Source organism: Chitinophaga filiformis (genome assembly GCF_023100805.1).
GTDB classification, from domain to species: domain Bacteria; phylum Bacteroidota; class Bacteroidia; order Chitinophagales; family Chitinophagaceae; genus Chitinophaga; species Chitinophaga filiformis_B.
In genome coordinates this window covers 3,170,899-3,182,116 of the sequence record NZ_CP095855.1, presented here as the reverse complement: position 1 = coordinate 3,182,116, position 11,218 = coordinate 3,170,899, and the positions used below count along the sequence as shown (strand labels likewise).

General features: G+C 47.8%; 7 protein-coding genes. 6 read left to right on the top strand and 1 reads right to left on the bottom strand.

The features are described 5' to 3' along the window. Positions 1–243: 243 nt before the first annotated feature. Positions 244–594: a hypothetical protein gene (locus MYF79_RS12760; RefSeq protein WP_247814238.1), complete on the bottom strand. Its 351-nt coding sequence runs from the start codon at positions 592–594 to the stop codon at positions 244–246. 617 nt (positions 595–1,211) lie between these two features. Between MYF79_RS12760 and MYF79_RS12755 the strand changes: the two genes are divergently transcribed. The 6 genes from MYF79_RS12755 (at position 1,212) to MYF79_RS12730 (ending at position 11,217) form a co-directional block, all read left to right on the top strand. Beyond that, on the top strand, positions 1,212–2,879 hold the full coding sequence (locus MYF79_RS12755; protein WP_247814237.1) for a C1 family peptidase: 1,668 nt from the start codon (positions 1,212–1,214) through the stop codon (positions 2,877–2,879). A gap of 109 nt (positions 2,880–2,988) precedes the next feature. Next, entirely contained in the window at positions 2,989–3,288 is a 300-nt protein-coding gene (locus MYF79_RS12750; protein ID WP_199657349.1) for a protease inhibitor I42 family protein, read from the top strand. 282 nt (positions 3,289–3,570) lie between these two features. Then, on the top strand, positions 3,571–6,015 hold the full coding sequence (locus tag MYF79_RS12745) for a PKD domain-containing protein (RefSeq protein WP_247814236.1): 2,445 nt from the start codon (positions 3,571–3,573) through the stop codon (positions 6,013–6,015). 32 nt (positions 6,016–6,047) lie between these two features. After that, positions 6,048–8,006 (top strand): gliding motility-associated C-terminal domain-containing protein, encoded by a 1,959-nt coding sequence (locus MYF79_RS12740; RefSeq protein WP_247814235.1) that lies wholly within the window; start codon positions 6,048–6,050, stop codon positions 8,004–8,006. Between the two features lie 404 nt (positions 8,007–8,410). Then, entirely contained in the window at positions 8,411–9,220 is an 810-nt protein-coding gene (locus MYF79_RS12735) for an SDR family oxidoreductase (RefSeq protein WP_247814234.1), read from the top strand. A 596-nt stretch (positions 9,221–9,816) separates the two neighbouring features. After that, the gene (locus MYF79_RS12730) at positions 9,817–11,217 is read left to right on the top strand and encodes a TolC family protein (protein WP_247814233.1); all 1,401 of its coding nucleotides are present in this window, start codon (positions 9,817–9,819) and stop codon (positions 11,215–11,217) included. Position 11,218: the final 1 nt, after the last annotated feature.

The following is an 11,218-nucleotide window of genomic DNA, read 5'->3' as shown; positions in this document are numbered from 1 at the left end:
ATCAACAAGCTATAAATAACAAAATGGCTGTTTTCAGCTATAAACTGTTCAATCAATGCCACACTTATACCCCGGCCTCATTCACCGCGGTCCGTCATAGGAGACGGAAACACACCGTTTCCCATGCCGGTGAAGTGAGTAACAGGGGGATTGAGCTGGCTGTCAATGGTACGCCGTCCTTTAATTCATCTGTACCGCGGAGCTGGACGAAGGGCAGGACATGCGCCGGAGAAGCTGACCGTGTCAGGCCGTAACGACGATACCTTTCACGGTACTGTTCAGCATTGTTTTCAGCCGCTGCATTTTGGGAGTGAGTGTGTCTTCGGGAAGCTCATTATACCATTTGTAAGCTTCGTCAAATACCTCGGCAAAGTCCCGCATGGCTTCTGACCGGGTTCTGCCAACACCGAATATAGAAAGCATGCTGTTCTCTATCACGTAGTGACCATTTTCTTTTCCCATAATGGAAAGCAATGGAAAATTAAATACATACTGCCTGTCTTTTCCTTCTATCACCTTGGGTGAAAAAAGATAGACCTGTTTGCGTTTGCGTTTACGTGCGCCTGCTTTCTTTTTTACTAATGCATTCTTCATATGTATAGTTTTTATTTCAACATGCATGAACATTGAACAGCTGTACCTGTGGTCAACAAACTGTTCAGGAATATGATAAGATGTAAGAAGAAATCCGGGTACAATGGCAGTTTTTCATCTTACAAACAATGGTATTAATGTGTATCAGTACAATGCAACGGTACACAAGTTTAGGAAACAATCTATAGGATTTGGTTAATTGGAAGTTAATAAGTAGCTATTTTTTTTATATACATGGATTTGATCTATATCATGCGTTTTCTGTATGTTCTTTTAATCCTCCCACATGTTTATACAGGAAATATTTTTTTATTCGTTTGCAATCGTTAGCACATTAAAATTTATTTTTTAAACTTCTGACATTCATATAGATTTGCTTTCACAAGCATGGAAGTATTCCACTTTATTACGTAAAAAGCACCTCACGAACCTTATTTCCTTTCACTATCGGGACCACCAGACAGGCATCACACTTAAAGTATCTTTTGTGACAATGATGATGTAACAACATCGACAGTAAATCCTGCACGTGCATTTCTTTAGCACCGTTACTTACTTCTGATTCAGCATTGAATTTCGGATCGTTATTCTGTTCACTCCAAAACAATACCATTCAAATGTCTAAGATCAAGATCTCAGAACTGGTAGCCGACCTTCAGAAGGCCGATACCCAGTGGCAGGCAAGAGAAACACCTGTTTCCCAGTTGCCTGATCCACAGCAAAAAGCTTTATTGGGTGTCATTGTAAACACTGAGGAACTTGCCGCTGTGATGAACAAGCGGGCAGCTACTGCTCCGGTAGCCAATTTTGCTCAGGAGGTGGACTGGCGCAACCGTAATGGCAACCATATCACACCCGTGAAAGATCAGGGTGGATGCGGTTCCTGCGTTTCGTTCTGCACTACCTCAGTTACCGAAGCAATGGCTTCTATTGAAAAAGGACAATTGCTCAATCTCTCGGAAGCAGACCTCCATTTCTGCTCTTCGCATGGTGCAAACTGCGGAGGATGGTGGCCTACTGATGCTTTCAGCCAGATCAAATCAAGAGGCATTCCTGATGAAGCATGCTTCCCTTATGAAACAGCTTTTCCGGAAAACAATATCTGGAAACAACCTCCTACCTGTAAAGTAGGGCCTAACCGTGATGCAAGGGCAGTAAAGATCACCAACTCTACTACCATTGCAAACATCACTGAAAGGAAGAACTACCTTTCCAACAACGGCCCCTGCTCTGCTGTTATGCATGTGTATGAAGACTTCTTCTCTTATGCTGATGGCGTGTACAAACATGTCAGCGGCTCTGATTATGGTCTGCACTGCGTAACAGTGATCGGTTATTCAGAAACAGAACACTGCTGGATCTGTAAGAACTCCTGGGGCACCGGATGGGGCAAAGGAGGCTTCTTTAAGATCGCATACGGACAGGCTGGTATAGATACAGAATTCCCGTTCTGGACTGCCAGCGGCGTCAAACTTCCACAGCAAACCGGATGGCATGGATGGGAAAATCTGGGCGGTTTACTATCATCCAGGCCAAATGCAGTTTCATGGGGACCTAACCGCATAGACGTTGTTGTACGCGGTATGGACTCTGCTGTTTATCACAAATGGTGGAACGGTTCTTCCTGGAACGGCTGGGAATCGCTCGGTGGACAGATCCAGGGTGCTCCTGCTATCTGCTCATGGGCATCCGGACGACTGGACATCTTCGCCCTGGGGCTCAACCATCACCTGTATCACAAATGGTACCAGGGCGGCTGGAGCGGATGGGAAGATCTGGGCGGATTATTATCATCAGAACCTGCCTGCGTAAGCTGGGGACCAAACCGCATAGATATCTTTGCCAGGGGCATGAACTCTTCTATGTGGCATCTCTGGTGGAATGGCGCATGGCATGGATGGGAAGACCTCGGAGGCGTTATCAATTCAGCACCGGCAGTATCTTCATGGGCGCCGGGCAGACTGGATTGTTTCGCACGCGGCCTGAACAACCACCTGTGGCATAAATGGTTTGACACCAAATGGAGCGGATGGGAAGACCTGCAGTCCAATATGTTTGGTAATCCTGCTGCCGTATCATGGGGTGCAAACAGGATCGATGTATTCTTCCCCGGCCAGACCTACAACATGATGCACAAATGGTGGGATGGCGCCAAATGGAGCGGAGACGAAAACCTGGGAGGTATTCTCTCTTCCGATGTAGGCGTATCTTCATGGGCAGCCGGACGACTCGACTGCTTTGTGCAAGGCACCGATTCAGCTATGTACCATAAGTGGTACGTATAAATAGCAGTCATAGTTGCGAATTACGGTTCACTATCTCCTCTTCTGGCCTGATGATTGCCGGAGGTTTAGTATAGTAACTGTAATTCGCATTTTAATAAAACCCAAAACTATGGAAAGCGAGGTTAAAGAAATAAAAGCAGGGACATCCCTAACTGTAGTCCTCCCTGGTCTTGGAACCGCAGGATTCCAATGGTTCTACCAGGTCAGCAATGCCGCATGTGTTGATGTAAGACCTTACGATCATGCTGTTGATACCTTCCGGCAGGATGTGGGCACGAGTAATGAAGAGGCATTTATCATCAACGGAAAGTCACCGGGACATGCCAGCGTCACCTTCGAGCAAAGACGTATCTGGGAAAAAGAAGGTCAGGCTATTAATGCAAGAAGGTTAGAAATAACTGTTACCTGACCATTTTCGAAATTCAATTTGCCTTAAAAATGTACCTCTTCAGCACCCGATAGCTGTAAAAACAGTCTATCCTTTACGTGTTTTAATTATTGAAATAAAAAATATATATCCAGCTACCCACCCTTTTTTCTTCTCCACAAGTATTTACTGGTGAAAGTTAACTGTTGCTGGCGGAAGCTTCCTTCAGGGGCCTCCGGCATTGTGCATGGCGTAAGCCTATACCCTGCCAATTCATAGAGCTTAGTAAAATCATAAAAAGACCGAAATCTATAATGACCGTTCATGAAGCGTATCTTTACAATTACCCTATTGTTCATCCATACCGGCATACAGTTATTGTCTGCGCAAACCTATACACCGGTACCTGTTACCGGGTTCAATGCCGACATTGTAGCTGAGGCGGGCACCAACGCCGTTGCTGTCACATCCACCGTAATAGACGGTAGTAACCACATCCTGCATACCCAGGCTTTTGCAGCTGCCAATGGCATCGGCGGAGGTATCATTAACTCGGGCACCTTTGTAAGCGGTACCCGTACTTACCAGATGAATCCTTATACAGGCCCTAATGCATTATATCTTTCCGCCGGCGGAAACGTTGCTAACTCATTGCCTGCAGGCACCCTTAACCTCGCCACACCCGCCAGTTTCAGCAAATTGAGCATACTGGCATTCGGTACAGAAAATAACAGTACCGTGATCGTGACGCTGAACTATACCGATGGTACGTCTGCCAATGCGGGCACCCTTCAGATCAAAGACTGGTTCTTCGGAACACCGTTCATATTCAGTGGTATGGGCAGGCTGACCCGTACCACGTCCTTCCCCACTGTAGATGGACTTCCCAGCAATCCCAGGATGTATGCATTCGACTTTAATATCCCCTGCGCTGATCAGTCAAAGCTGATCAGGTCTGTTTCCTTTCTATATGTACAAGGTCCAAATATCAGCTCCAGGGCACTCATCATGGCGCTTTCCGGTGTACAATACACACCGCTTACGTATACACATACTGTTACAGACGCCATCTGCGGAGGCGCGAACGGCAGCATAGCAGTAACTGCAAGCGGCGGTACTGCGCCTTTAAGCTATTCCTGGAATACGACGCCTGTTCAGACTACGCCTACTGCTACAGGACTGGCAGCAGGTTTTTACACCCTGTCCATTAAAGATGGCAACAATTGCATCACCACTGTTACTGATACTATCAAGAAATTATCGCTCGTAACACTCACTGCAAGCGCCAGCCCTGCCAGTATCTGCGCCGGGCAAACCGCTACGCTTTCGGTCACAGCAAGCGGTGGCACTGCAACCAATTATTCCTGGACGCCGGGAACTGCTACCGGTAATAGCATTTCCGTTAGCCCCACAGATACTACATCCTATATCGTTACTGCGCAAGACGCCTTCGGCTGCCTGCTGAAAGATACGGTGGACGTTGCCGTTAAACCTACACCTGTTGCAGATTTCTCTGCACTGCCCGATGTGGTATGCCTGGGCGCGAACCATACATTGACTTTTACAGGTACGGCGGGAACTGCTGCCACCTACGACTGGCACAATTTTTCAGGTGCTGTTATACAAAGTGGTTCCGGCGCGGGCCCTTACGACATACGCTTTAACACAGCAAACACATATACTGTACAGCTGCAGGTTACCGAAGATGGCTGTGTATCTAATACTGCCACACACAACATTACCGTGTCACAGCCGCCAACAGCCAGTTTCACTGTCAGCAAAACACCTGTATGTGCAGGAGAAAGCACTACCATCACTTTCACAGGCGCCTATGCAGGCAATGCTACTCCCGTATGGAACTGGGGTGGTGGCGTTGTGCAGAGTGGCAGCGGCTTTGGCCCCTATACGGTTAAGTATCAGCAAAGCGGCTCGATCGGCCTGATCATACAGGATAATATATGCGCCGATACAGCTGTTCCTGTTACGGTAACCGCTATTCCCATGCCGGTAGCCGATTTCACAACAGACCTGACCACAGGCTGCGCCCCTGCTGTTATCAGCTTTGATAACCTTTCACAGCTTGCGGATACGTATGAATGGTCGCTGGGAAACGGCTACCAGACCACCCAGGCCGAACCGGTATACAGCTACAGCACTCCTGGTGCCTACACGGTTACATTAAAGGCTATATCGCAAGGACAGTGTGCTACGACCATTACCAAAACTGCGCTGATCAATATAGTTGCTCCTCCCCTTGCTGCATTCAGTGCTGCACCGGGAGCAAATAACCCGGTAGAGTTCAAGAACGGCACTTTCACTTTCAACAACACTTCACAGTTTGCTATGGAATATAACTGGGACTTTGGAGACGGTACCCTCTCCAGCCTGGAAGATCCGCAGCACAAGTATGAACTGCCCGGCAGCTACAGGGTCATCCTGTATGCAAAGAATGATATTGGCTGTGTTGATAGCATCAGTCATGCATGGTATATCGTAGTGCCCGACCTGGTGTTGGAAATACCGAATGTATTTAGTCCGAACGGAGATGGGATCAATGACCGCTGGAGCATAGACGGACTAAAAGCAAGGCCCGCTGCAAAGACAGAGATCTATAACCGCTGGGGACAAATCGTGTTCACCGGTATCGGTTATGCTCCCTGGGACGGCACCCGTGGCGGAAGATCATTGCCCACAGGCACCTACTATTATGTCATCAAAACATCAGCAGATGAAAAACCCTACACAGGATGGGTGGCGCTGCTACGATAATAAAATTTAGTATCAACCAAAAATACAATTGAATGAAACGTGTTCTTATTGTTGCCTCCATGCTGGTAATATGCGCCTGCAGGTTATACGCTCAAACCTATACGCCCATTGCCGTAACAGGTTTCAACAATGATGGAGTTGCTGAAACAGGCATCAATGCCGAGGCTGTGACCACTACCGGACTAGACATCCAGCAGAAAATACTCTACACATTTGACTTTGCAGCCGCGAACGGCCTGCAGGCCGGTGTACCGAACGATGGTCTTTTTACCACAGGGCTACGTACCTATCAGATGAATGATTATACAGCCAACAATGTGCTCTATATGTCTAAACTGGGAAGCGTGACCAACACAGTGGGCACCGGCACGCTGACATTTACCACACCAGGTGCATACAGTAAGATCAGCCTGTTGTGCTTCTCTACTGAACAGGGCAGCACATTAGGCATCACTTTCAACTATACAGATGGTACAACATCGGCGCAGATCGTTGCCAGCATACTTGACTGGTTTGGCGGCATCGATCCTGTATTCGACAGTTACGGCCGTATTCAAAGGCTGCCGGCCGGTCCATACAATGTGGAAGGACTCAGCAGCAATGATCCGCGTATCTATAGCATTGACATTGCTCCTGCCTGTGAGAACCAGTCAAAGGAGATAGCATCCATCACGATAGAATACCTGGCAAGCGGTGCACCCAGTGGCGTATCCAGAGCGGTTTTCCTCGCAGTGTCAGGGCAGGCTTATGTTCCTGTTACCGTAACTTCTGATGTAACGAAAGCTACCTGCGGCAACAGCGACGGTAGTATCAGCATCACAGCTACGGGTGGTGCATTTCCGCTCACCTATTCCTGGAATACCACCCCGGTACAGACCACAGAGACAGCTACTGATCTGCCGGCAGGCAGCTATACCTGTACGGTGACAGATGCCAATGGTTGTCCCTCGGATTTTTCGGCAGACATCAGCGAGGAATCCATGATCCTCCTGAAGGCGCTGGCCAAACCAGGCGACATCTGTTCAGGCACCAACACCAAACTGTACGCCATCCCTACAGGTGGCAGTATGCGGAGTTATACCTGGGAACCCGGCAATATCACCGACTCCAGTTTTACCGTTGCACCTGACACCACCACAACATTCAAACTGACCGGTGAAGATCAGAATGGCTGTCATGTAATAGACAGTATCAAAGTGACCGTTACCAAAAAGCCAGCCGCACCACTTGTATCGGCGCAAAGCATCTGTCCGGACAGTACAGCGGTCCTGAAAATAGATAACGCTACCACACCCTTCACTTACAACTGGTATACTTATCCTTCCGGTGGCGATGTAGAAGGTCAGGGAGCTACTTATACCACACCTGCCGTAAGTACCGAAACCACCTGGTATGTAGAGGCGGTGAACGGTCCTTGCAGCAGCGACAGAACAGCGGTGACCGTTACGCCTTATGACCGGGCCATTACGCCTGTAGTAAAGGCCGGAGACATCACGACAAGTGGTGTAACCTTCACCTGGGATCCTGTCCCTGGCGCAACGGGGTATATTGTTTCTGTGGATGGAGGCGCCTATATTACGCCGAGCTCCGGCAATACCGGTACTTCGCATGTAGTAACAGGCATCACCAACCAGGAGTCCATCTCGATCAAAGTAATTGCACTTGGCCCAATTAGTTGTCAGAACAGCTTACCGGGCCTGGCTTCGGCCAAGCCGAAACCGGGAGAGATCTTTATCCCGAATGCATTTACACCAAATGGCGACGGTAAGAATGACTATTTCAAACCGGAAGGCACTACTATTTCGGCTATTGACATGAAGGTGTTCAACCAGTGGGGAGAACTGATCTACCGGACCAATCAGCTGACAGGCTGGAATGGCACTTATAATGGTAAACTGCAGCCCACAGGAGTGTATACTTACACTGTAAGGATCACATTGAATAACAAGACCGAGCTGACAAGAAAGGGATCGATCAATCTCCTGAGATAAACCTGCGAAGACCCGTTTTATTCAGCCCTGTAGCGTCATGAGGTGCCCAAAAAGTTAAACACTTTTGAAGCACCTCATGACGCTACAGTTTTTTTATTTGCATACCTGATGAAGCCGGGCAGGCTTTCAGCCTATTCTGAGGAGGGCTCATTCAACTTTCGGTACGTCCCCTTCTTTTATGCTTCCTCCTTTACTACCAAAAAAGATAGTAACTTCCGCACGAAATATTTAACAGTGATATACCTGTTTTCTGTCCATCTTTGCGGCGCCGGGTTTGTTCGGGAAGCCCTGATAAGGGCCACAGTGGCGGGCAATAAAGCATAAACACAACATTAAAAGGTACATTAAAGAGCCATCCCTTTACAGATGTCTTCTATAAACAATCAAAAGTTTCGGATCTGACAATGAAAAAAGTAATTCTCGTAACCGGCGCCTCCACGGGGCTGGGACTAGCTACTGCCAAGGCACTTACCGCAGAAGGTCATACTGTTTATGGCACCAGCCGGGACATCAAACGCATTAAAGACGTTCCCTTTAAGCCGCTGCAAATGGATATTACTGATGATGCGTCAGTAAATAGCGCCATAGCCACGATCATTAAAAATGAGGGCTATATTGACGTTGTTGTCAACAATGCAGGGAATGGCATCGTCGGCCCACTGTATGCCATGCCTGTAGAACAGGCCAAAAGACAATTCGAAGTGAATTTCTTTGGAATGGTACGTGTGAACAGCGCTGTCCTTCCCGGAATGATCGGGCGTAAGAAAGGCCTGATCGTACAGGTGAGCTCATTGGGAGGCTTGTTCGGGCTGCCTTACCAGGGTATGTACTGTGCATCCAAATTTGCGGTGGAAGGCTATTCACAGAGCCTCCGTATGGAATTACTGTACACCGGCGTGAAAGTGGCGGTTGTCAATCCGGGTGATTTCAAGACAGCTTTCACAGACAACCGTGAAAAGTTACCTTTCCCTATTGTAGACGAGAAGCTGAATAAAGACTTCGATACCGCTGTTAGTAATATGGGAAGAGACGAGCAAAACGGCAGTGATCCGGATGTTGTAGCCAGGAAGATTTCCAGGATCATTTCCAAATCCAGTCCTGCACACAATTACCTGGTGGGCGCCCTGGGACAGACCATTGTACCGACGCTGAAAGCCATCCTTCCCGGCAGGCTGTTCACCAAACTGATGAACGACCACTACGGCATAAAGTAAGAGAACGACCATCACATCACTCAAGACTGCCATATTTTGTATAGGGTTGATTAATAGCCAATTGTGCTTTAATCAGCCCTTTTTCATGTTTGTACCTGTCAGGCAGCCCCGGCCATAAAAAACTTTGATTTTTACAACTATTCATTTGAATGAAACAATAAAACGAACAGGATTCTTTCCACCTTTACATTCGAATTTTGAAGGTACTCAACGGACGAAAAGACAGTAAAAAGAACCACGTATGCCGAGTGGTTCTTTTTTTATAAGACATGATAAAATTACTGCTTCGGGGTTCTCTTCAAACTTTTAAAACGAATCATGCAATTGATATGAAGATGTTATGGAGCTGGCCGGCAACATCCGTAATGTTCCTAAAGAAAGGCCACCGCTGCGAAATGAGTTGTGCCGGCAATGAGGCACATAATAAACAGGGTTCGTTTCAATATTTACGATGTAACAGGACTATGCCAGCGGAAGGCATGCCAGATAATTTTCGAGGAATCAACAGGGAGCACAATGTTACAGAAGGAAGACGCCAACGCATTATTTCCTGAAAGACAACATTAGTGCTTATGGTCTAATGTTCAAGTATAATCATGCAAACAAAAAGAATCGTCGTGATCCTGTTCCTGCTTTTATGGCACGGATCGATGGAAGTATTACACGCACAACAGGTACTGACGCTGAAAGACGCGGTACAGACTGCACTTGCTAACTATGGGTCGATCAAGGCCAAGGCTAATTACCTGAACGCCTCCAGGTCAACCGTTACCCAGGCAAAGCGGGATTATCTTCCCAACCTTAACCTGTCTGCCCAGCAGGATTACGGTACTGTTAACGGGCAATTCGGGCCTTCTTATGGCCTGAATGGCCTTGGGGTATCATCAGCGGGTCCTACCCTGCCTTCACAGAACTGGAATGCTGCTTTCGGCGGACTATACCTCGCCAACGTCAACTGGGACTTCTTTGCCTTTGGCCGCGCCAAGGAGAAGATTAAGACAGCACAGGCAGCAGTAGCCAGGGATCAGGCAGACTGGGAACAGGAACAGTTCCAGCAATCTGTAAGGGTAGCCGGCGCATATCTGAACCTGCTGGCGGCGCAACGCCTCACCAGGTCATGGTGGAATAACCTGGAACGTGCAGATACTTTCCGCGCGGTGGTAGTGACGAGAGCGAAGAACGGGCTGATTCCCGGTGTGGATTCTACACTGGCCAATGCAGAAGTTTCCAATGCAAAGATCGCCTATACAAAAGCAAAGGATGCAGAACAGACACAAGCCAATCAGCTGGCGGTACTCATGGGCGTACCTCCGGCCGAGTTCATACTCGATACGGTGTTCATTAACCGTATTCCCGCAGCGCTGACAGATAGTATTAATACAGCAGTACAGGGCCATCCTTTACTGAAATATTATGAGAACCGGATCAGGTTAAGCGATGAACAGGCCCGTTATATACATACCCTGAACTTCCCTGCATTTTCTGTTTTCGGGGTCATGCAGACAAGAGGTTCCGGTTTCGACGCCGGCTATGCTGCAGATCAGACAGCATACAACAAAGGTTACTGGGATGGTGTAAAACCCGACCGCAGCAACTACCTGCTGGGCGTAGGCGTGACCTGGAACATTACTTCTCCGCTGAGAGTAAAACACCAGGCAGCCTCTCAGAAATTCATATCAAAAGGCCTGCAGGATGAATATGAACTGGTACGCCAGCAGCTGACAGCACAGTTATCACTGTCTGATACCAGGATCAAAAACGCGCTGGTCAACTATGCAGAAGCGCCTATACAGGTCAATGCAGCAACTGAAGCTTATCAGCAAAGAACGGTGCTATATAAGAACGGGCTGAATACAATAGTGGACGTAACACAGGTTTTTTACACACTGAACCGTGCAGAAACAGATCGTGATATTGCCTATACCAACGTATGGCAGGCCTTGCTTCTGAAAGCAGCTGCCACCGGCAATTTCTCTCTATTCATCAATGAATTCTAAT